Here is a 22,143-nt window from a genome sequence, read left to right as displayed (position 1 = left end):
TTATTTCAAATAGTTCAACGAGAAACCCTACTTTTAAGAACAGTTATAGCGTACAATATAACCCTTACATAAAAGAAATTATGGGTGATTTGGATACAGAAGAAATTACATTATTGAAAATCCTAATCATTATTATTCACTCGCCTGTCCTCACTATCATGAATCATTTGTAGGACATCTTAAAAGTTATCCATTATTTCAATATATTGAATGGTTTTCCTCTTTAGTCAAATCAATAACTATATTTCCGAGAATTTATCCTTGGATACTCAAGTTTACTGCGCTAATTCAACACAGTTTATGTTTATAACTAGGGGGTAGTCCTTTTCAAAAATTACTACTGATAAAATCAGCAAGCAGGGTTCGCCATTTAGTTATGTTAATGGTGCGATGAGTAAGATATATATTAAATTTTTAGTGAAAATTATTGATATTAAATTTATTTTTTCTTTTAATTTAGATCCTTCACGCGATATAACACCAGAGCTGAAAAATTGCTGATCAAAGAAGTTCTTTATTTCCGCAATTAAAAAAAATGATTAAGCTGTTACTTAAATGTAGCAGAATGCAATTCTATTCAAAAATCATTTTATGCTTTTTATTGGTAAATTATTTTCGGTATGCTAAAGTGATCCGAAAATCAGCAGTGTTGGCGTCATAAGATTAGGTTGCTAAGTGTGGTCTATAAAATAAAACTGCTGGACTTTACAGAAGATACATTAGTTAGTCCTCAGAAGGACGACTAGATTAAAGTTTTTTCAGAAACGAGAAGGAATAAAGAAAGAACAGCTGAGATAGAATAAGCTGAGAAGCATCGAGGTTATTGGGTAGTCGATTTAAACGAGGAGCTCAGACAAAGAAAAATCCTCAGGATCCTTTTTAAATTAAGTTTCATAGATTTCAGTTAAATGCAGATCAAAAAACAAGCAGCTTATGGTGCGTGGCAATCTCCAATTAGTGCTAGCTTAGCAGCATCTTCATCTCGAGTTTTAATGGAGGTTGAATCGAGTAGCAATAATATTTATTGGTTGGAACGTTGTCCTGAAAAAGCAGGACGCCAAGTTATTATGTGTTTATCTTCAGCAGGAGATATTCAAGCGGTTACGCCTTCTGGTTTTAGCGCACGAACACGGGTACACGAATATGGGGGTGGTAATTATGTCATTCATCAAGATGTTATTTATTTCTCTAATGATACAGACCAACGTTGGTATCGCCAAAATATAGGTGAAGAAGACCCACAGCCGCTTACCCCCGTACCAGAGAAGACGGCAGCACTACGTTATGCAGATGGTGTAGTCACTCACAATGGAAGATGGTTAATAGTAGTTCGAGAATCACACGGAAAATCCGTTGAGAATGAGCTCGTTGCGATTGCTACTGACGGAAGCCAGAGAATAAAAGTATTGACACGAGGATATGATTTTTATGCGGCACCACGATTGAATCAAATAGGAAACCGAATCGCTTGGATTTGCTGGAATCATCCTAAAATGCCTTGGGACGGGACTGAGCTTTGGTTAGCTGATTTAACGCCGACTCTCGAATTAATCAATGCCAATAAAATTACAGGCAGTGTCGACGAATTCGCCTCCCAGCCTTCCTTTAATCACGATGGAAAACTTTATTTTGTTTCTGATAAAAGTGGATTTGGAAATATTTATTGTTATGACAACGAAAGACTCAAATTAATTTGTTCGATGGATGCTGATTGCGATTATCCCCAATGGGTTTTTAAAATCAAAACGTATGATTTCCTTCATAGTAATCAAATCGTAGTTATTGTGACAAAAAAGGGGAGCAAACGCTTGGCTTAATTAAAGAGGGCCGCTATTCCGCATTTAATTTACCTTTCACTGATTTTATACCCACGTTAGCGATTCAAAGTAATAAGATCCTTTTTATTGGTGCTAGTTACGATCGATTTCCCACTCTAGCATGCTATGATTTAAAAGATAAACAATTTGCTATTTTGTACGAAAGTGCTTTTCTAACAATCGATAAAAAATATTTTTCTACTCCACAAGCAATTGAATTTTCAACCGATAATGGAAAAACGGCGCATGGTTTTTATTACGCACCACACAACGACAGCTATATGACTCCGAAAAATGAAAAGCCACCTCTGATTGTTATCAGCCACGGAGGCCCTACCAGTGCCTCCTCAACAGCACTTAATTTAAAAAATCAATTTTGGACTAGTCGTGGATTTGCTGTTTTGGATGTAAATTATGGTGGGAGCACGGGTTATGGAAAAGCTTATCGTGAGCGTTTAAAAAAAAGTGGGGGTAGTCGATGTTGCTGATTGCGTCAATGGGGCAAAGTTTTTGGTAAGAGAAAGGAAAGTAGATTCAAAACGATTAATTATTCGCGGTAGCAGTGCAGGTGGTTATACTGCCTTATGCGCCTTAATTTTTTATGACGTATTCTCTATCGGATCTAGTTATTTTGGTATTGTAGATTTGGAAGATTTTATGGACAATACTCACAAATTTGAATCACGATATTTAGAGACTTTAGTGGGTAAATATCCAGAAGAAAAAGCACTTTATAAAGCACGATCACCGATTCATTATACAGATCGCTTGGTGTGTCCGATTATCCTTTTACATGGCTTGGAAGATCAGCTCGTACCACCTTCTCAGTCAGAAATTATGGTTACAGAGATAAATAAAAAAGGATTGCCTTATTCTTATCTAACATTTGAACATGAACAACACGGTTTTCGTGATGTAGAAACGATTAAAGCGGCGCTTGAATCAGAGTTATACTTTTTTAGTCAGTTTTTCGATTTTAAACCTGCAGATGTTTTATTACCAATAAAAATAGAAAATTTTAATGAATAAGCAGGTTACATTTATGATGAAAGTTAATTTTATCGGTGCAGGGAAACTTGGGAAAAATATTGCTAAGCAAATAGCAATTAATAAAGCTGCGATGATTCAGGGAATCTGCAATGCACGAAGTGGTATTGACGCTGTCAATTTTATTGGGCAGGGAAAGAGTTATAAAAATATTAATGCGTTACCACCCGCTGATTTGACTTTTATCACAACTCCGGACGATGATATTCAAACTTGCTGTGAAAAATTAGCCAAGAGCAACAATCTTAGAAAAAGAAGCATTGTAGTGCATTGCAGTGGAGCGTTGACATCGGATCAACTCATCTCAGTGAAAAAAAGAACTGTTCTGTAGCGAGCGCACATCCTCTGCGAAGTTTTATTGAAGAGAATACTCTTCAGTCAGGAAATGCTTATTGTGCCATCGAAGGTGATCAAAACGCCGTTGAGACATTAACTCAGCTTTTTAGCACAATAGGTTATTTAGTATATCCCGTTGACCGAAGTAAAAAAATCATCTACCATGCCGCTGGCATTTTTGCTTCTAATTATTTAGTCACGTTGTTTAAAAGTGCATTATCCTGCTTAAAAGAAGCAGATATAGAAGATAGTACTGCAGTAAAAATGACCATGAATCTCATGAAAAATACTTTGGAAAACATCGAGGTTACACAATCGGCAGAAAAATCTTTAACCGGCCCGATCAAACGAGGTGATCTTAATACAATTAGTGAACATTTGCGTGTACTGTCAAAAATAGAACTTTCTGAGCTTTATAAAAAATTAGGGTTAGTAACTCTAAACATTGCTAATTTGTCAACTCTTCAGAAAGAGAAAATGAAAAAAGCATTGTCAATCCTTTCTTAGTCTTCCTTAAAATACGCTATTTTTGTTTTTTCGATATTGATTCAACCAGTGAAGAGTTTTCTATACAAACATAGTTCCAATGGCTAGCTAGACAATCGGAGAGGGATAGGGGGTTGCTGCAAAGAATTTCGTTAAATACGCGGAGGAGGAGGACCCCCCTGGCGCGCTGCCGGGAGAGTATTTAGTTATCCATTGAATCGGCCTTCAGGGTTTCATAAAATGATATATCTATCAGGAGTCCACCGTGGGTATCCAGAGATAATTTCTGTATAAACTTAATTTATCGTCACAAATTTTCAATCCAATATTTCAAATTTTGTTGCTATTGCTTTGATGGTAGATAATTTTTTAGAAAATTGTTTCTCCGTATTTTAAATTAGCAACGATATAGATGGGAAACATTGAATTCAAAAAAGATCATGTCCTTAATATTTCTCCCCAATTGCTCACTCTTTTATAATTTCTATTAAGAGAAGGTTTTTAAATTTGGTTGACTAATTTTACATTTGGCTGATAGCAAAGATAATGGACACAGGAAAGATATGAAAAAACCCATTTTCATTTGAGTGTCTTTTTTAGAGTAGAATAAGAAATACTGCTACGGTATTTCAACCGTATTGAAAATCCAGTATACTTAAAATAGTTTAAGTTTTGTAGTGTAGGTAATGGAAAAGTTTCCACAGTTTTTTGTTAACCATTGGATTTTGGTAACTGCTTTCGTTAGCAGTTTAGTCGCGCTATTTTTTCTATTTATAATGGAAGCGCTTACTAGAGGTCTTACTGGGAAAAATCGTCTCACCCCTTTTCAAGCAACTCGCTTAATTAACAGTGAAAAGGCTGTGGTCATTGATGTTCGCGATGTGAGTGAATATAGAAAAGGCCATATCACCAATGCCGTTCACATATCCCTTATAGAATTGGATAAGAATATAAAATACCTGGAACAATACAAGCATCAACCGTTGATTATGGTGTGTTCGATTGGTCAAAAATCAAGATATCTTATCAACAAACTGCACAAGCAAGGACATGAAAAAATTTATATTCTAATAGGTGGCATGCGCGCTTGGAAGAGTGATAACATGCCAATAGTTAAATGAGTGCGAAGGTTGAAATATATACTGCTGCCCGTTGTCCTTATTGTATCAGAGCTAAGGCGCTTTTGGATCGGAGATGCATTGAATACAAGGAAATTTGTGTTGATCAAGAAGAAGCCAAATTCCGTGAAATGTTAAAACGAAGTAATGGACAACGCACCGTTCCTCAAATATTCATCAATGATTGTGGGATAGGAGGTTTTGATGCATTGTGGGAATTGGAACAAAAGAAACAATTAGACACGCTGTTAAAATAATTAAGTAGAACCTTTGAATGGCAGAAAAAAAACAAGTGCAACAAGCTGATATGTATAGTAATGAACCCGAATTTGCTATCCAGCGTTTGTACGTAAAGGATTTGTCATTTGAAGTACCTCATTCTCCGCTAGTTTTTTTGGAAGAATGGCAACCTGAGGTAAACATGGATTTGACTACTAAGGCTAATGATTTAGGTGGGGATAACCATGAGATCGTTTTAACAGTAACTGTTAATGTGACGATGAAAGATAAGACGATATTTTTGGCGGAAGTACATCAAGGCGGTATGTTCACTATTAAAAATTTTCCAAAAACACAAATGCGTCCTATGCTTGGAAGTTTTTGTCCGAACATTCTTTACCCGTATGCACGAGAGGCGATTACCGATGTGGTTATGCGTGGAGGTTTCCCTCAACTTTATTTAGCCCCAGTCAATTTTGATACTCTCCTAGAACAACAGAATCACTCGCAAGACGGCGAGTGTGTGCATTAGAAATACGATCGATGACTAGTCGTTTCATCACGGTATTAGGCGCAGGCTCATGGGGTACTGCGTTGGCGCTTGTGTTGGCACGAAATGGACAAAAAGTTCGGCTCTGGTCTCGTGAGAAAGATCACGTTGATAAAATGCGTGGGCAACGTGTTAATAATCGTTACTTACCTAATTATCCTTTTCCTAAAACTCTTTATGTTTTTGATAATTTAGCAAGTAGTTTGGATAACGTCAGCGACATTTTAATCGTAGTGCCGAGTTTTGCGTTTCAGGAAGTAGTGATTCGGATCAAACCTTATATCAACTCAAATGCTCGTATTGCGTGGGGGACGAAAGGTTTGGCTACGACAGGTTATTTATTGCATCAGGTGGTAGAGATGGAATTAGGACATTTGACTATGGCAGCAATATCTGGACCCAGCCTGGCAGCAGAAGTGGTCGCTAATTTACCTACGGCGATTGCAGTAGCAAGTAATAAAGCTGAATTTTCAAAAGACTTAATTAAGCGATTGCATAGCCCATGTTTTCGTGTTTATCAAAATGATGACATGATTGGTGTGGAATTATGTGGAGGCGTGAAAAACATTTTGGCGATTGCGACAGGTATCTGCGATGGGTTGGGATTAGGCGCTAATGCGCGTGCTGCGTTAATTACGCGCGGATTAGCCGAGATGGGGCGATTGGTTTACGCTATGGGCGGTAAACAGGCAACACTGGTTGGTTTAGCAGGGTTGGGTGATTTAGTGCTTACCTGTACGGACAATCAATCGCGTAATCGCCAGTTTGGATTAGCCTTAGGAAAAGGTGTGGATCCAAAAACAGCAGAACAGGCTATTGGGCGGGCGATCGAAGGTTTATATAATACTGCTCAAGTGTATAAGTTAGCTAAAAAGCATGCTGTTGAAATGCCAGTTACTTATCAAGTTTATCGAATCCTGCACGAAAATTTAGATCCTCACCAGGCAGTGCGAGAACTTCTAGAACGTTCCCCCAAAACGGAAGACTGATAGATTAAGATTCACGCTGTATAAATAATGGTGCAATCCTGGATTCAAAAAGAGTGAGATGAAAAATTATTTTTTATTTATTTAAATTGCATTCCGGATTGCATTGGAATGATATAATAGCCGTAGGTATTTTTTCAATTAACTAAGTTATGTTGTAAATAAATACTGTGCTCCATTGTTAGAAATTAAGAAGGTACAGTTTTATTGAGGAAACGTTTTGCAGCTTCCTATATGACTGTCAGTATGATAAGTATGATATACTCCACACTGTTGCTGTTGTTCTTGATTTATCTAATATTAATTAGTTTTGATAGCCCGGGGGAGATGCCTCGAGCGGTATTGAATCGACTTATAGGGGCCCAGTTTGCTAAATTGGAGGTGAACTACTGCTGTGGTGTGTGGGAAAAGCCGCATTATCAATTACTGAAGAAATGTCAAGCTATCATCGGTATTTTTAATGGCGCGGGCTTGTGTTTGGGGCCCGCTGGAGCTAGTCGCGTGGGTATCCATTCATGAAAGAAAAAAGCAAGATACAAAAGACTTGCGCCTTTTCATGGCGACAAAACAAGTCTTGATGCGTATAGTTATTTGAGAGTGAAAGATGAAAATAATCAATATAGCTGCTTATAAATTTCTAACTTTCGAAAATAAGCAATTACCCACGTTGCAAAACGATCTGAGAGAAGAAGCGCTCGCGTCCCATTTAAAAGGTACAATTTTATTGAGTACCGAAGGGATTAATCTAATGATAGCTGGAGAACGAAAAAATATTGATAAGTATAAGCAGTTTTTATCCAATATATCGACTTTGAGCGATATAGTTTATAAAGAAACGCTATCAGCGTCCTGTCCATTTAAAAAATTCGTGATTCGTATTAAAAAAGAAGTCATCACAATGCGCTGTCCTAATATTCATCCTGAGAAAGAAACAGCGCAACGTATCTCGCCTGAAACATTCCAACGTTGGTATGAAGAGAAACAAGATATGATTATTTTAGATACGCGTAATGATTTCGAGATTGTTATGGGAACGTTTAAAAACGCGATTAATCTTCGCCTTAAATCATTTAGTGATTTTTCAAGCGCTGTTGATCAATTGCCAGAATCTCTCAAAGACAAGCTCATTGTGACTTTTTGTACTGGAGGTATTCGCTGTGAAAAAGCATCTGCTCTGATGATAAAAAAAGGATTTAAAAAAGTTTATCAACTTGACGGTGGAATTCTCCATTATTACGAAAAATGTGGGGGTAATTATTTTAAAGGAAAGTGTTTTGTCTTTGATGAGCGAATTTCTATAACAGCTATCCCAAAATAGCTACTATTCCCATAGCCGCAATGCCGATAAGAGTAATCAAGATTTTTTCATAAATGTTCATAGGGGATTTCGGAAGGTGGAGGTGATTGTGTCCTACATGCAGTGTGCCGATATAAAGAAAACTACCGGCTGAAAAAGCACTGAAGAGGCTAGTAATCAAGTCAGGTGTTTGAAAAAATATTTGAACCAAAGCAGACAAGATAATTCCCAGAGGTGTTATGAAGCTAAATGTCCACAGGATGCCTTTGATTTGTTTTTCATTTTTCAAACTCTGATGTAATCCAATTATCAAAGAAAAACTTTCAAATCCTTTATGCGCTAGAATTGCGACTAACAATATAGAGACGTTACTTATCGTATCTGAAACTCCCAGAGCAGAGCCAGCAATAAACGCATGGACAGATAAAATACCAACTAACATCAACAAACCACTCGCAGTACGTATATAATCATTTGCTATTGCTTGACGCTTCTTTTCGCGATAGATTATCCATCGCTCAAAAATAAATAAAAGAAAAAACCAACGAATGTAATCAGAATCGCGAGCATGATTGGAATGCCCTGAAGAGAATCAGGGAAAATATGAAAAGCGGCTGTTCCTAAAAAAATACCATCAGTAAAGGCATTACCAACATCCAAAAAATGCTGATAACGCCGGATAAAACGTAGTGAAGTAAATCCCGCCACCAGCGTAACAAGAGTAATAATCACAACAATTGATCCTTTATAGGAAAAAAGTGACATACTACCCCCTTGGCAGCAGACAGCAGAAACTGCTAAATTAAACTCTATAAATTTCAGCGAATAGATATCATGAACTTAGATTATTTAGATTTTGAACAACCCATCGCGGAGCTCCAGGAAAAAATTGAAGAGCTCCGCCGTGTTGGCACCAGCCAAGATATCAATCTTATCGAGGAAGTTGCCAAGTTGGAAGAAAAAAGTGAGCAATTAACACGTCAAATTTTTTCTCATTTAACAGCGAAACAAATTGTTCAATTAGCGCGTCATCCATTGCGCCCGTATACAAAGGATTACCTCCATCGTGTTTTTACTGATTTCAATGAATTACAAGGCGATCGCCATTATTCACAAGGTACTGCGATCATTGGGGGCCTCGCTCGATTGGGAGAAGAGCCCATTATGGTTATCGGTCAACAAAAAGGGCGAACAACAAAAGAAAAAATTTATCATAACTTTGGAATGGCGAAACCGGAAGATTTTCGAAAAGCGCTCCGGTTAATGAAGCTAGCTGAGCGATTCTCGATTCCCTTAATCACGTTAATTGACACACCAGGCGCTTACCCTGGTATAGGTGCTGAAAAACGGAATCAGAGTGAAGCCATTGCGCGGAATTTGTTTGAAATGTCGAAATTAAAAACTTCTATTATTTGTGCCGTGCTGGGTGAAGGTTGTTCTGGTGGTGCTTTAGCTATTGGGGTTGGTGATCGAACTTTAATGCTGCAATATGCTTATTATTCTGTAATTTCCCCAGAAGGGTGCTCCTCCATTTTGTGGAAAAGCTCAGAAAAAGCTGGTGAGGCCGCTCATGCTTTGGGGCTCACTGCTAACCGTCTATATGAGCTCGGTTTAATTGATGAAATAATTAAAGAGCCTGTCGGAGGCGCTCACCGGGATGTTGACACGGTTGCCGCTACACTTCAAAAAGAACTACAGGCGAATTTAATGAATTTGCAATCGAAACCCATCGAGCTATTGTTGGAAGAGCGCTATCTTCGTTGGTTAAGTTACGGAAAGGGTTGAGCTATGTTGATACCGGAAAAGCTTCTTGCTGGTCTGCGCGAATTGACTGATGATCCCTATTTTTGTATTGCTTACAGTGGGGGAATGGATTCTCACGTATTATTGCATGCGATGATAGAATGTCAAAAACAGAATTCTTCCATTCAAATTCGCGCATTGCATGTTAATCATCATTTAAATCCCAATGCTAATCAATGGGAAGATCATTGTAAGAAAATTGCTCAACATCTGGGAATTTCTTTTCATGCAGAATCATTAAGGCTCACGTTAAACCCGGGCGACAGTATTGAAGCAGTGGCGCGAAGAGCACGCTATAATGTTTTACAGAATCACATTCACGAAGAAGAAAATGTGCTAACCGCGCATACGCAAAATGATCAAGCTGAAACTTTTTTACTTCAGTTATTACGTGGCTCGGGCGTAAAAGGTTTATCCGCAATGCCTTTGAAAAAAAAATTGGGAAGGGTTATTTACTACGACCTTTTTTGAAGATGAATCGTGAGGAATTAAAAAAATATGCTGAAAAAAATCATTTGCACTGGATTGAAGACGATATGAATTTTGAATTGCGCTTTAACCGAAATTATTTGCGGCATGCAGTATTGCCTATTTTGCGTCGTCGTTGGCCTAAAATATTTTCAGTTATTTCGAGGTCTGCTAGTCACTGTGCAGAAGCATCCTATTTGCTGGATCAATCAGCTGATGCGAACTTACAAGCTATGAAAACAAAAGAGGCATTAGCTATTAAACCGCTGTTACAATTAACACCTGAACAACAACGGAATATTTTGCGTCGTTGGATGTATCGTCTGGGATTTAGTGTACCGCAGACGAAACAGTTGGAGCAAATACGAAGCGATGTTTTAAAAGCATCGGAGGATGCAGCTCCCCTTTTATTTATGGTAGCACCGAAATTCGGCGGTACGATAACGCACTTCATATATCAGCAGCTTCTTCAGAGCATGATGCGCATATGATTATTCCATGGAATTTGAACCACTTATTAAATTTGCCCGGTACTTTAGGAGTACTGCAGGCCACGAAGAAAAAAGGCGAAGGGATATCTACAGCTATTGATATTCGAAAAATTACTGTCCAGTTCCGTCGTGGCGGAGAACGCTGCCGACCAGCAGGGCGGCAAGAAACATATTCACTTAAAAAATTGATGCAGAAATGGAAAATTCCTCCGTGGCAACGTGATCGTACTCCATTAATTTATTATGATGATAGATTAATCACTGTTGTAGGTTATTGTATTTGTGGAGGATTTACAGCGAAAAATGATGAATGTGGATGGGTGATAAAACATATAATACCAACTGCTAAAAACAACATGTACTGCACACAAGCTGGATAATTGGTACTGAAAGCTTAAAGCAGTTTCCGGGTCAAAACAATCTCCGTTATTTACTCCTCAGGCTATTATCAAGATCTGCCAGGGCATTAAGGCAAAAATAAAAATTAAATTTTTTCTTGGTAATTTTAAGGTTAAGGATGCTCTTGGTGATGCAAAGTAACATTGTGAAATATTTATAGTATATTAGGTATATTTGCTTATAGTGTGTGAGACAATCCCCTATGTTATCCTGCTCGCTGTTGTTATTAATGCCAACTACTCACGATTTTGAGGAAATGAATGAATTATTTGATTCACAATTCAATCGAATCGTACTTATCATTTTTGTGGTTTGCGGTTTAAGCTAGGCAAACGAAAGTAAAGATACACTAACTTTAACGATTTAAATAAATAGTTTAATACCCAAAATAGTTAATGCTTTTTTAATAATGATCAAGAGTACATGACAGTCATTTTTCGCTACACCAATTCTAAACAAGAAGCATAATAAACCACCAAATTACGTTCTTTTGCGATTTCAAACATAGTTTCTATCACCTAATCTGTTGAATGATATATTGCATATGAAGAAAGAGTTGAGTGCTTTTTTGAAAAATAGCTGTTTAATGACTTCCTTAAAAGAAGATGATGAACCTATGGGTTCTTCTCAGTAACTAATTGCTCATTGGTCTTCCGGCGCTACGTACAACTCCTTTATTTTTATGTTCATAGGGTTATTCTAATCTGTGCTAGGTTAGGAACTCCTAGCATCAGGGTGACGATTTTTAAGATAGTTGTCATCGATAATTGATGACTGCTAATTGGCAGCTCTTTTTGTCTTAAATAAAACTAGAAAGCCAGAGAAGAAAGGTAGGATGCTTTCCAAAAAGAGAGCTGTGTCTTTAATTTCTTTTCTACAAATGTCTGAAGCGCTTGCATTTATGAAGTTTGATTTATCATAATTGAGGTGATTTTCGCTTCGACCATTGTATTTGAAAAGTCGAGGAGATGACGGTTGTTATGACAGTAGTTATACAAAAATTTATCCGGAATTTCTCTATCATTGCACATATTGATCATGGAAAATCGACGTTAGCAGATCGGTTTATTCAACTTTGTGGCGGTTTAAGTGAGCGAGAGATGAAAGCCCAAGTGCTTGATTCGATGGATATCGAGCGCGAGCGGGGTATTACTATTAAAGCGCAAAGTGTTACACTCAATTATCAAGCACAAGATGGCTATACATATCAACTGAATTTTATCGATACACCAGGACATGTGGATTTTGCTTATGAGGTATCGAGGTCGCTTGCTGCCTGCGAGGGCGCTTTATTGGTAGTAGATGCAGCGCAGGGAGTAGAAGCACAAACGGTGACCACTTGTTATACGGCAATTGATCAGGGGTTGTCGTTCTTCCTGTTTTAAACAAAATTGATTTGCCCCAGGCAGACTCTGAGCGTGCTATTCAGGAAATTGAAGATGTTATTGGCATTGAAGCACATAATTCCATTCGGGTGAGCGCTAAAGAAGGGGTTGGAGTTAGAGAATTATTGGAACAACTAGTAATGACGATTCCACCACCAGCAGGAGATCCAAAAGCTCCTTTGCAGGCCTTAGTCATTGATTCCTGGTTTGATAGTTATTTAGGTGTAGTATCGTTAGTGCGAGTTAAGGCTGGCATATTACGCAAAGGCGATAGAATTCGCGTAATGTCGACGGGTAGGGATTATTATGTTGATCAGCTTGGCCATTTCACACCAAAGCGTCATTCACTTGAAGAATTGAGTATTGGGGCAGTAGGTTTTATAGTTGCTGGAATTAAAGATATTTTTGGTGCCCCAGTTGGCGATACGTTAACATATGCTAAAGATGGGGCAAACACCCAACTGCCGGGATTTCAGAAAATGAAACCACAAGTGTTTGCCGGCTTATTTCCGATTAATCCTAAAGATTATGGGTCTTTTCGGGAAGCCCTTGCCAAATTGCGCTTAAATGATGCTGCCGTATCTTACGAGCCAGAATCTTCTCAAGCTTTAGGATTTGGCTTTCGTTGTGGATTTTTAGGTATGCTGCATATGGAGATTGTCCAGGAACGGTTAGAGCGCGAATACGATCTTGAACTAATTACTACCGCGCCGACAGTGAACTATGAAGTTTTGACCAAACAAAACGAAATTTTATATATTGACAACCCAAGTCGTTTGCCAGAAACAACTAAAATAACTGAAATTCGAGAACCTATTGTGATGGTGAACATCTTGGTGCCTCCAGAATTTTTAGGTGCTGTGATCACTCTGTGTATTAAAAAGCGGGGCGTACAAAAGAAGCTATTGTATTTAAGTAAACAAGTATCAATTAGTTATGAGGCCCCTTTGAGTGAAGTAATGTTGGATTTCTTTGATCGTTTAAAATCGGTCAGCCAAGGATATGCTTCATTAGATTATAGTTTTGATCACTTTCAGGTCGCAGATCTGGTAAGATTGGATATCCTCATTGGAGGGAAAAAGTGGATGCTTTAGCAACTATCGTGCATCGCGATCAGGTATTTATGCGCGGGCGGGAATTGGTTGAGCGGTTAAAAGATTTGATTCCGCGTCAAATGTTTGAAGTTGCAATACAGGCAGCGGTTGGTGCCAAAATTATTGTGCGTACGTCAGTGAAGGCGTTTCGGAAAAATGTGACAGCGAAATGTTATGGTGGCGACGTTACACGTAAGCGAAAGTTATTAGAAAAACAAAAAGCGGGCAAAAAGCGCATGAAATATGTAGGGAAAGTCGCTATTCCGCAGGAAGCCTTTTTAGCGATTCTGAGAGCAAAAACTGAAAAATGATCATATCTATTGCATTTTAATAATCACCGTGTTTTCAACGAGTTTTATCAGTGTAGTGAATTAGCTTGTTTTAAAAGCCATACTCTCAAAAACCAAAGCTAATTTTCTCGTTAAATATGCAAAAGCTTTTCCCTATGTTGTTGATTATTTAGGATAGTACGCGGGGAGGGTCTTTCCTATAATGAGATCTATCACATGCAGCAACGCTTCTTTGGAGCCGACAGCGATCTCTAGTGATCTTCGCCATAGAACATTGCTTATAGATTTTCTTGCCAGTTTATAAAAAATTATTCCTTTAGATGAACTAAAACGAAGGTAAATTGATTGATTTCGTTGGTTCAAAAAGATCCAAAAATTATTTTTATTACGGGTGATTGATTACCAGAGCTATATGGCCCATAAAAAAATATATGTCAATGGCGAAGAACAAAAAAAGGCACTTTTATAAATGGGGAGATAATCAAGATGACAGTGACAATAGCTAGAAAATGGAGATGTCCATGAAAAAATTAACTTGGATCAATATCCGAAATTTGGATGAGTTGGCATCCCTTAGATAAATTGGATGCGGCGTAGTGGGATCATGTAGTATACGTGCAGTATAATATTGTATTTTGATGTAGTTTCATTATCCCAGTGTCGGAGGGAATTCACATGGCTGATCTGAATAAATTAATGGATCGCTTAAGCCACAGGTTTAGAAATGTGAAATTATTGGAAAGTGCATTAAGTCATCGCAGTATTGGATCGGATAATAACGAACGATTGGAATTTTTAGGAGATTCTGTTCTGGGATTCGTTATTGCTTCTGAATTGTATCAACGGCACCCGGAAGCACAAGAAGGTGAATTAAGCCAGATGCGCGCTTCGGTAGTTAACGGAGACGTGTTAGCACGATTGTCGATTGATTTAGGGATTAATGAAAATTTGCGATTAGGCATTGGCGAGTGTAAAAGCGGCGGGAAATCACGTCGCTCTATCTTGTCTGATGCATTAGAAGCAGTGGTTGGCGCTATTTATATTGATGCAGGATTGGAAATTTGTCGGCATTGTTTGTTAAATTGGTATGGGAAACAGGTGGATGATTTATCGAAAATAACGCCGAATAAAGACGCAAAGTCGCGCTTGCAAGAATGGTTACAGGCTCGGAAATTTCCATTGCCTATGTATACAACAAAGGTAACTGGTGAAGCTCATGCACAAATATTCACTGTAATGTGTTCTGTTGAAGGGCTTCCTAGTAAAACACAGGGTGTTAGTTCGGCACGTCGCCGAGCAGAACAGATAGCTGCTGAATATTTTTTGGAATTGTTGGATGAATAATCAATCCATCTATTGTGGTTATGTAGCTATTGTTGGACGCCCTAACGTGGGCAAGTCAACTTTGCTTAATCAGCTTCTGGGTCAAAAAATCAGTATTACTTCCTGTAAGCCGCAAACCACACGTTTTTGCACTTTTGGTATAAAAACCTTTGAAAATACTCAGCTCGTTTATATAGATACACCTGGATTACACGCAGACGTATATCGAGCAATAAATCGTTATATGAATCGTATGACTCACAGTGCTTTTCAGGAAGCTGATGTAGTCGTTTTTTTGATTGAACCGCACTGGAAAGTGCAAGATCAATGGGTATTAAACCAATTCAAAAATTTTGAGATACCTGTTTTTCTTGTTATTAATAAAATTGATCAAATGAAAGATCGCACCAAATTATTGCCATTAATTGAAAGGGTTTCGTCATTATTTCCTTTTCAGGAAATTATTCCGTTGTGCGCAAAAACTCGTTATCAAGTGGGTATTTTGGAGCAAACGATTATTCAATACATTCCTGAATCACCATTTTGTTTTCCACCAGAACAGGTAACTAATTGTAGCAATCAGTTTATGGCATCTGAAATTATTCGAGAAAAATTAATATGCTCGTTGGATCAGGAAATTCCTTATTCGTTAGCTGTTACTATTATTTTTTTTAAGCCAGAAGAAAAAATTATTCGCATTTCAGCAGTGATTTGGGTTGAGAAAAAAGGACAAAAAGGGATTGTAATTGCTAAAGAAGGGAAACGTCTTAAAAAAATAGGTATAACGGCACGAACAGATATGGAAAAACTGTTCGATAAAAAAGTGTTTTTACAATTGTGGGTGAAAGTAAAAAGTGGATGGTCAGATAGTGAGCGATTATTAAATGAATTGGGGTTTGAGGGATGATGCAGCGCGTTGTTTTAGAGCCCGCCTTTGTTTTGCATAAACGTCCTTATAGTAACACCAGTTTGATTATTGAACTGTTAACTCTGAACCATGGTCGTGTATCCATACTGGCGCGCAGTGCCCGGGGATTAAAATCACGTTATAGGGGTGGGCTAGACTTATTTTTTCCGCTTTTAGTATCGTGGGCAGGTCAAAATGATTTAAAATGTTTAGGAGACGTAGAATTAAATGGAATGCCGTATCTTCTAGAAGGCAAGTCGTTATTATGTGGTTTCTATCTAAATGAATTATTAATGCGTCTCTTATATCACGATGATCCTTACCATCATTTATTCTATTCTTATCAGGAAGCACTTGCTCAATTGATTAACGGTCATTTAGAAGCGATCTTGCGTCGTTTTGAAAAACGATTGTTAGAGGAATTAGGTTATGGTTTGCCATTACAGTGTGAGATAAAAACTAACATACCCATTAAAGCTGATCAATTTTATCAATATCATCCAGAACAGGGATTTTTGCTTTGCGAGAAAAGTGGGGAGAAAGATATTTTTTATGGAAAAAGTTTGGTTGCTTTACGAGAAGAAACATTTTCTGATGATGAGTCGCTAAAAGATATCAAACGTCTCATGCGAATAACACTAGGCCAACTACTCGGAAAAAACCTCTTAAAAGTCGCGAATTATTACGCTAGTATATGATCAATATCGTTAGCTATAGAATTTATTAAGAAATCAGTGCCCCGTAGTATAAAATTGGGATGATAAAGTTGTTTTCATTCCCTGTCTTCCTTTTCCGTTGGAGGTAGGGAAAGATAAAAAGGAGACATTAAATGATTCGTTTAGGAGTGAATATCGATCACATCGCCACATTGCGACAAGTGCGCCGTACTACCTATCCTGATCCTGTTGAAGCCGCAATTATTGCTGTCGATGCAGGTGCTGATGGGATTACTCTTCATTTACGCGAAGATCGCCGGCATATCCAGGATGAGGACGTGCGTAATTTAAAACAACAATTGACTGTTCCTATAAATTTGGAAATGGCTGCTTCCGAACCCATCATCCAGTTTGCGGAAGCAATTAAACCCGAGCATTGTTGTTTAGTAGCTGAAAAACGCGAAGAATTAACCACAGAAGGAGGACTGGATGTGGCGAGAAAACAGGCATCAATGAAGAAAATTTGCGCTCGCCTTGCCAAAGCAGGCATCAAAGTCTCATTATTTATCGATCCTGATAAAAAACAAATTGATGCTGCCAAAGCCTGTGAAGTTTTTGTCATTGAAATTCACACCGGCCATTATGCCAATACAAAAACTGATCGCGAACATAATCTAGAACTTGAGCGAATCACCGAAGCAGCCACTTACGCCGATAATCTTGGTCTCATCGTTAATGCCGGACACGGCTTAACCATTTACAATGTTCAACCAATTGCTGCTATTCCTGTTATCAACGAATTTAATATCGGTCACAGTGTTATCTCACGTGCTGTATTAATTGGACTCTCCGAAGCAGTAAAAGAAATGAAGAGTTTATTGTTGAGCGCTAGATAGGAGGTAATTTTCTATGCCATCTTTGTCCTCTTTTTTCTTCATTTAGCAGAAAGAGGATGTGAGAGATAAAAAGCAGCTAGATAATCAGATTGTTATATAATCCGTCTTATTCAAGAAAACGCTCAGTTTTAAGATACACGAAAAATAGAAAAATGTTAATATAAGTTATTGAAAGGATAAGTGATTAGAAGAAATTCCCTTGAAGTAAAATCTGTTCCTTTCTGAAGGAATAAGATGAATAATTAGCTTCCTTTTCGTTTATTGTCGGCTAGGTCGAATTATTGCAGCTATTCTTGTTCAAATTGAGTTTCTTTTAAAACACATGAAAAACTTTAGTCATAAAAACTTTCCTCCTTTCAATTGAAGATCGATTGATTTTTTATGGAAAAATAAATTAACACAATCAACTCGAAGTTCTATCACATAAAGGAGCAAGAGAAAATTAATTTTTTCTTAATAATATCTCTAGAAATGACGATACAAATTTTGCTACTTTCCGTCATTCGCACTCACGAAAAAATAGCCAGCAGAAAAACAGCTAAGCAAAAGTATGCAATTCAAATTGTCCATTGTCAAAATAACGTAAAACGCTTCCATTCTCGTGCCAGGCACCTAAGACGATCCGTTGAACGGGTTTTTGGCCTACGGTTAAATCATGAATAGCGGGACGATGAGTATGACCGTGAATGAGTAATTCGACGTTGTGTCGTTGAATAACTCGTTTTACTTCTTCATTTTCAACATCTTGAATTTTAATAGATAAATATCTATTGTGATTGCGACTTTTTTTGCGGAGTCCTTTAGCTAATTTACGTCGTAGCGATAAAGGGAGGGATAACATTAATTTTTCTACCCACGGCTTTGCGACATTTCGCCGATAAATTTGATGCTTATGGTCTAATGTGCAGAGACTATCGCCGTGCATTAATAAAGTAGATTTATCATAAAGCGAAATCACCGTTGGATCTTCCAATAAGACAGTATTAGCGGCTGTTGCGAATTTTTCGCCGATTAAAAAATCTCGATTACCTCGCATGAAATAAATTATAGGCCCTTTTGCAATGAGAGTTCGAAGTGCTTCAATAATCTGTCGATTGAAAACTGACTGATTATCATCCCCAATCCATGCTTCAAAAAAGTCACCCAGAATGTAAATAGCATCTGCTTTAGGAGCCTGATATTCCATAAAATCGAAGAAACGAGCAGTGACTGACGGTGCTCCTTCTTCTAAATGGAGATCGGAAATAAATAAAGTATGAGGTTTCATCGTCTAAAATGCGTTGGAAAGCAGATTAAAAATTGTCATAATAATGTGTTTTCAAGAATGAGTCTAATGATAAAAAGTCGTTTCTGTCCAAGTCCAACAGGCCTTATGCACCTAGGAAATGCTCGAACAGCCTTATTTAACTACCTTTTTGCACAAAAGCAAAAAGGTATTTTTTTGCTTCGAATTGAAGATACCGATGTTGAGCGTTCCAAAAAGAATTTGATTTTTGGCTTCGAGAAGATCTGCATTGGATGGGGTTAGATTGGCAGGAAGGCCCTGATAGAGAGAGAAAAAAGGGCCTTACTATCAATCCAAGCGACAAGCTATTTATGAAGATTATTATCGGCGTTTAGAAGCGGCCGGCCAGGCATATCCTTGTTTTTGCAGTGAAGAACAATTAGAATTACTGAGGAAAATTCAACGTTCTGTTGCAAAACCGCCGCGTTATACTGGTACGTGTCGTTATTTATCTTCAGAAGAAGTAGGGAAAAAACGCGCTGAGGGGTTACAACCTACTTTGCGTTTTCGTGTGCCAGATGGTGAAGTAGTGACCTTTACTGATTTAGTGCGAGGTGAGCAACGCTTTCAAACTAACGATATTGGTGATTTTATTATTCGCCGTGCTAATGGCATATCACCTTTTATGTTTTGTAATGCCGTCGATGACGCGCTTATGGAGGTGACTCATGTATTACGTGGTCAAGATCATTTAACCAATACACCACGGCAGCTCTTAATTTTACAAGCGCTCCATTTGGCCGTACCCGCTTATGGTCATATCACTTTAATTGTGGGACAAGATGGTAGTCCCTTATCCAAACGCCAGGGGAGTCGAAGTATTAAAGAATTACGTGAAATGGGTTATTTGCCCGAAGCCGTGACAAATTATTTAGCACGTTTGGGCCATTATTGTGAAAGCAACGCTTTTCTTTCGCTCTCTGAATTGGTAAAAGGGTTTAATATAGGATCGTTAAGTAAATCTCCCACTAAATTTAACGCGCAACAACTGGATTATTGGCAAAAACGAGCTATTGAACAATTCTCCTATGACCATTTTTGGGAGTGGGTAGGGAATGGATTAAAATCAAAAATCCCTGCGGAAAAGACCGATTTATTTTTGACAACAATAAAGCCTAATGTGATTTTTCTGAAAGATGTTCATTATTGGATTGATGTTTGCTTCAACAGTACACAACTGTTTAAGCCAATGCAGAAAGCATACTTACAAGAGACAGACAGCGTCTATTTTGAAAAAGCGGCTGAAGCCTTTAAGCGATTTGATAAAGATTTGAAGTCAGTAATAAACTATTTAAAGGGAGAATTAAATCTTAAAGGGCAAGCTCTGTATCAACCATTACGAATAGCTTTAACCGGCGCTAAACGTGGCCCAGAATTAGGGAAATTAATTTTATTAATGGATGCCAAAACTATTCAAAAACGATTGCGAGATGCGAAGCATTGAAAATTTTTAATAGTTTAACGAAACAAAAAGAAGAATTTAAACCAATCGAAGAAGGCAAAGTCAAACTTTATGTATGTGGAATGACAGTATATGATCGCATGCACATCGGCCATGCACGCTCATGGATGACTTTTGACATGATTGTGCGTTATCTGCGAATGAGAAATTATGAAGTGAGTTTTGTGCGTAACATTACTGATGTTGATGACAAGATCATTAGTCATGCTAAAGAGAGGGGTGAAAATCCTGCAGCATTGGCAGAACGATTTATTCAAATCTTGCATGAAGATGAAAAAGCGCTGCATATTTTATCAGCTGATAAAGAACCACGAGCAACGCGATATATACCGCAAATTATCCAGTTAATAGAAAAATTAATTGAAAATGAAAGTGCTTATATTGGACAGAATGGTGATGTTTATTTCGATGTGCGTCGTTTTAAAGATTATGGAAAACTGTCTAATTGTAACTTAGATGAGCTTCGGGCGGGTGCGCGTGTAGAGGTTAGCGAAAATAAACACGATCCTTTAGATTTCGTTTTATGGAAGCAAGCAAAACGTGGAGAACCTAAATGGGATTCTCCGTGGGGTTGTGGTCGACCTGGTTGGCATATCGAGTGTTCAGCGATGTCAAGCAGTCTTTTGGGGCAACCGTTTGACATTCATGGAGGTGGACTCGATTTAAAATTTCCCCACCATGAAAACGAAATCGCACAATCTGAAGCAGCTGAAAAAAAGCTCTTTGTAAAGTTATGGATGCACGCAGGTCTTCTTAAAATTGAGAAAGAAAAGATGTCGAAGTCGCTCGGTAATGTTATCTCTGTTCGAGAAGCACTTAAAGAAAACGATGTCGAAGTTCTACGATATTTTTTGTTATCAGGACATTATCGTAGTCCTCTTAGCTATTCCAAAGAAAATCTAAATAATAGTCTCGCCGCTTTGGAACGATTTTATCTTGCCTTACGTGGTTTGTTGCGTGTGGATAAAAAGCTGCAATCATCTTCCCTGTACACGGATCGCTTTAAGGAAGCTATGGATGATGATTTTAATACCCCTACGGCATTTTCCGTTCTATTTGAAATGACTCGAGAAATTAATCGACTTCGCAGTGACAATCAATTAGAAAAAGCAGCAATGTTGGGTGCTGAATTGAAAGATCTCAGTCATATTTTTGGTCTATTAGATCAAATTCCTGAACGATTTTTACAAGGTGGTAAAAAAGAAATGGATGCCCAAAAAATTAAAGCTCTTATCGCTGAACGTAATGAAGCAAGGGTAAAAAAAGATTGGGAAACAGCTGACCAAATTCGCGATCAATTAAGTAATCTTTCTATAACTATTGAAGATTTCCCAGAAGGTACTTCTTGGCGACAAGAATAGAAATCAACAGATGGCTTTCTTTATTTGAAGTCATTTAAGAATACTTTATTCTGATAGGATAGAAAGCCGTTTCCTGTTAAAGTGTCGATGAAACAAAAAAATGTCTACTTTAGGACCTTGTCTTTCATTAGAGAATTAATTCTAATTCTAAGGCCGTTAACAAACGCGGTTCCCGTCTCCCCGTAATACTTACGATTTTCAGATATCTTAAATCTCACTGATTTACAAGTGATTTACGTGTTCATTTATATTAATCAATAGCCCCTCTCACCAGAGAGGTTATTTACATATTTCCATGATGTACCGCTTAGTGACAGTCCTGTAGTGTATAATACATAGTTGAATCAATTTGCCGCAGTACATAAAGAATTTAATAGCTACTAAGGCAGGAAGAGATATTAAAACGCTCATTCACTTATACAGAACCTCTTTATATAGTTCTTATTTTAGTATTTATTTTCATCTTC

21 protein-coding genes and 4 pseudogenes are annotated in these 22,143 nt (G+C 37.8%); 22 read left to right on the top strand and 3 right to left on the bottom strand.

Going from position 1 to position 22,143, the window contains the following annotated elements; genetic code table 11:
• The first annotated feature begins 908 nt into the window (after positions 1-908).
• The 10 genes and pseudogenes from LG660_RS02930 to trhO all read left to right on the top strand — a co-directional run bounded on the left by LG660_RS02930 (position 909) and on the right by trhO (position 7,877).
• Positions 909-1,817: a TolB family protein gene (locus LG660_RS02930; protein WP_258267230.1), complete on the top strand. Its 909-nt coding sequence runs from the start codon at positions 909-911 to the stop codon at positions 1,815-1,817.
• Positions 1,818-2,098: 281 nt separating this feature from the next.
• A pseudogene (locus LG660_RS02920) lies at positions 2,099-2,846 on the top strand (alpha/beta hydrolase family protein).
• Positions 2,839-3,195: a hypothetical protein gene (locus LG660_RS02915; RefSeq protein WP_258267227.1), complete on the top strand. Its 357-nt coding sequence runs from the start codon at positions 2,839-2,841 to the stop codon at positions 3,193-3,195. Before LG660_RS02920 ends, LG660_RS02915 begins: the two are co-directional and overlap by 8 nt.
• On the top strand, positions 3,135-3,707 hold the full coding sequence (locus LG660_RS02910; RefSeq protein WP_258267226.1) for a DUF2520 domain-containing protein: 573 nt from the start codon (positions 3,135-3,137) through the stop codon (positions 3,705-3,707). Before LG660_RS02915 ends, LG660_RS02910 begins: the two co-directional genes overlap by 61 nt.
• A gap of 665 nt (positions 3,708-4,372) precedes the next feature.
• The gene (locus tag LG660_RS02905; protein ID WP_258267225.1) at positions 4,373-4,807 is read left to right on the top strand and encodes a rhodanese-like domain-containing protein; all 435 of its coding nucleotides are present in this window, start codon (positions 4,373-4,375) and stop codon (positions 4,805-4,807) included.
• Positions 4,804-5,061, top strand: a complete 258-nt coding sequence (gene grxC / locus LG660_RS02900) for a glutaredoxin 3 (protein WP_258267224.1) — start codon at positions 4,804-4,806, stop codon at positions 5,059-5,061. Before LG660_RS02905 ends, grxC begins: the two co-directional genes overlap by 4 nt.
• A 17-nt stretch (positions 5,062-5,078) precedes the next feature.
• The gene (gene secB, locus LG660_RS02895; protein WP_258267223.1) at positions 5,079-5,555 is read left to right on the top strand and encodes a protein-export chaperone SecB; all 477 of its coding nucleotides are present in this window, start codon (positions 5,079-5,081) and stop codon (positions 5,553-5,555) included.
• An 11-nt stretch (positions 5,556-5,566) separates the two neighbouring features.
• On the top strand, positions 5,567-6,562 hold the full coding sequence (locus LG660_RS02890; RefSeq protein ID WP_258267730.1) for an NAD(P)H-dependent glycerol-3-phosphate dehydrogenase: 996 nt from the start codon (positions 5,567-5,569) through the stop codon (positions 6,560-6,562).
• Between the two features lie 378 nt (positions 6,563-6,940).
• Complete coding sequence (locus LG660_RS02885) at positions 6,941-7,078, top strand: hypothetical protein (protein ID WP_258267222.1); 138 nt, start codon at positions 6,941-6,943, stop codon at positions 7,076-7,078.
• A gap of 85 nt (positions 7,079-7,163) precedes the next feature.
• Entirely contained in the window at positions 7,164-7,877 is a 714-nt protein-coding gene (trhO, locus tag LG660_RS02880; protein ID WP_258267221.1) for an oxygen-dependent tRNA uridine(34) hydroxylase TrhO, read from the top strand.
• On the opposite strand, the gene LG660_RS02875 is transcribed toward trhO, so the two are convergent.
• Complete coding sequence (locus LG660_RS02875) at positions 7,864-8,298, bottom strand: ZIP family metal transporter (RefSeq protein WP_258267220.1); 435 nt, start codon at positions 8,296-8,298, stop codon at positions 7,864-7,866. The two genes, trhO and LG660_RS02875, sit on opposite strands and share 14 nt — an antisense overlap.
• Before the next feature lie 65 nt (positions 8,299-8,363).
• On the bottom strand, positions 8,364-8,621 hold the full coding sequence (locus tag LG660_RS02870) for a ZIP family metal transporter (protein ID WP_258267219.1): 258 nt from the start codon (positions 8,619-8,621) through the stop codon (positions 8,364-8,366).
• 69 nt (positions 8,622-8,690) lie between these two features.
• Between LG660_RS02870 and LG660_RS02865 the strand changes: the two genes are divergently transcribed.
• The 9 genes and pseudogenes from LG660_RS02865 (at position 8,691) to pdxJ (ending at position 17,568) form a co-directional block, all read left to right on the top strand.
• Positions 8,691-9,641 carry an acetyl-CoA carboxylase carboxyltransferase subunit alpha gene (locus tag LG660_RS02865; RefSeq protein ID WP_258267218.1) on the top strand — a complete coding sequence of 317 codons (951 nt, stop codon included), beginning with the start codon at positions 8,691-8,693 and terminating at the stop codon, positions 9,639-9,641.
• A gap of 3 nt (positions 9,642-9,644) precedes the next feature.
• Positions 9,645-10,192 (top strand): annotated as a pseudogene (tilS, locus tag LG660_RS02860) (tRNA lysidine(34) synthetase TilS); the annotation flags it as partial.
• 3 nt (positions 10,193-10,195) lie between these two features.
• Positions 10,196-10,618, top strand: coding sequence for a TilS substrate-binding domain-containing protein (locus LG660_RS02855; protein ID WP_373566707.1), 423 nt, complete (start codon positions 10,196-10,198; stop codon positions 10,616-10,618).
• Positions 10,615-10,998 carry a tRNA lysidine(34) synthetase TilS gene (gene tilS, locus LG660_RS02850; protein ID WP_258267215.1) on the top strand — a complete coding sequence of 128 codons (384 nt, stop codon included), beginning with the start codon at positions 10,615-10,617 and terminating at the stop codon, positions 10,996-10,998. The genes LG660_RS02855 and tilS (LG660_RS02850) overlap by 4 nt, the downstream gene beginning before the upstream one ends.
• Positions 10,999-11,997: 999 nt before the next feature.
• Positions 11,998-13,807 (top strand): annotated as a pseudogene (gene lepA / locus LG660_RS02845) (translation elongation factor 4).
• A 654-nt stretch (positions 13,808-14,461) separates the two neighbouring features.
• The gene (rnc, locus tag LG660_RS02840; RefSeq protein WP_258267214.1) at positions 14,462-15,130 is read left to right on the top strand and encodes a ribonuclease III; all 669 of its coding nucleotides are present in this window, start codon (positions 14,462-14,464) and stop codon (positions 15,128-15,130) included.
• Entirely contained in the window at positions 15,123-16,016 is an 894-nt protein-coding gene (era, locus tag LG660_RS02835; protein ID WP_258267213.1) for a GTPase Era, read from the top strand. The genes rnc and era overlap by 8 nt, the downstream gene beginning before the upstream one ends.
• Positions 16,013-16,707 (top strand): annotated as a pseudogene (recO, locus tag LG660_RS02830) (DNA repair protein RecO). Before era ends, recO begins: the two are co-directional and overlap by 4 nt.
• Positions 16,708-16,845: 138 nt before the next feature.
• On the top strand, positions 16,846-17,568 hold the full coding sequence (gene pdxJ, locus LG660_RS02825) for a pyridoxine 5'-phosphate synthase (RefSeq protein ID WP_258267212.1): 723 nt from the start codon (positions 16,846-16,848) through the stop codon (positions 17,566-17,568).
• A gap of 538 nt (positions 17,569-18,106) precedes the next feature.
• Here the strand turns inward: pdxJ and LG660_RS02820 are convergent.
• Positions 18,107-18,835, bottom strand: a complete 729-nt coding sequence (locus tag LG660_RS02820) for a UDP-2,3-diacylglucosamine diphosphatase (RefSeq protein ID WP_258267211.1) — start codon at positions 18,833-18,835, stop codon at positions 18,107-18,109.
• Here LG660_RS02820 and LG660_RS04325 point away from each other — a divergent pair.
• The 3 genes from LG660_RS04325 (at position 18,824) to cysS (ending at position 21,676) form a co-directional block, all read left to right on the top strand.
• Complete coding sequence (locus LG660_RS04325; RefSeq protein WP_309137047.1) at positions 18,824-19,096, top strand: glutamate--tRNA ligase family protein; 273 nt, start codon at positions 18,824-18,826, stop codon at positions 19,094-19,096. The genes LG660_RS02820 and LG660_RS04325 overlap by 12 nt on opposite strands.
• A gap of 64 nt (positions 19,097-19,160) precedes the next feature.
• Entirely contained in the window at positions 19,161-20,297 is a 1,137-nt protein-coding gene (gene gltX / locus LG660_RS02810) for a glutamate--tRNA ligase (RefSeq protein ID WP_258267728.1), read from the top strand.
• The gene (cysS, locus tag LG660_RS02805) at positions 20,276-21,676 is read left to right on the top strand and encodes a cysteine--tRNA ligase (RefSeq protein ID WP_258267727.1); all 1,401 of its coding nucleotides are present in this window, start codon (positions 20,276-20,278) and stop codon (positions 21,674-21,676) included. Before gltX ends, cysS begins: the two co-directional genes overlap by 22 nt.
• The last annotated feature ends 467 nt before the right edge of the window (positions 21,677-22,143 follow it).

It is taken from the genome of Coxiella-like endosymbiont (assembly GCF_024730665.1).
GTDB lineage: Bacteria > Pseudomonadota > Gammaproteobacteria > Coxiellales > Coxiellaceae > Coxiella.
Note: the sequence above shows the minus strand (reverse complement) of the source record. Positions and strands in the feature narration are given on the sequence as shown.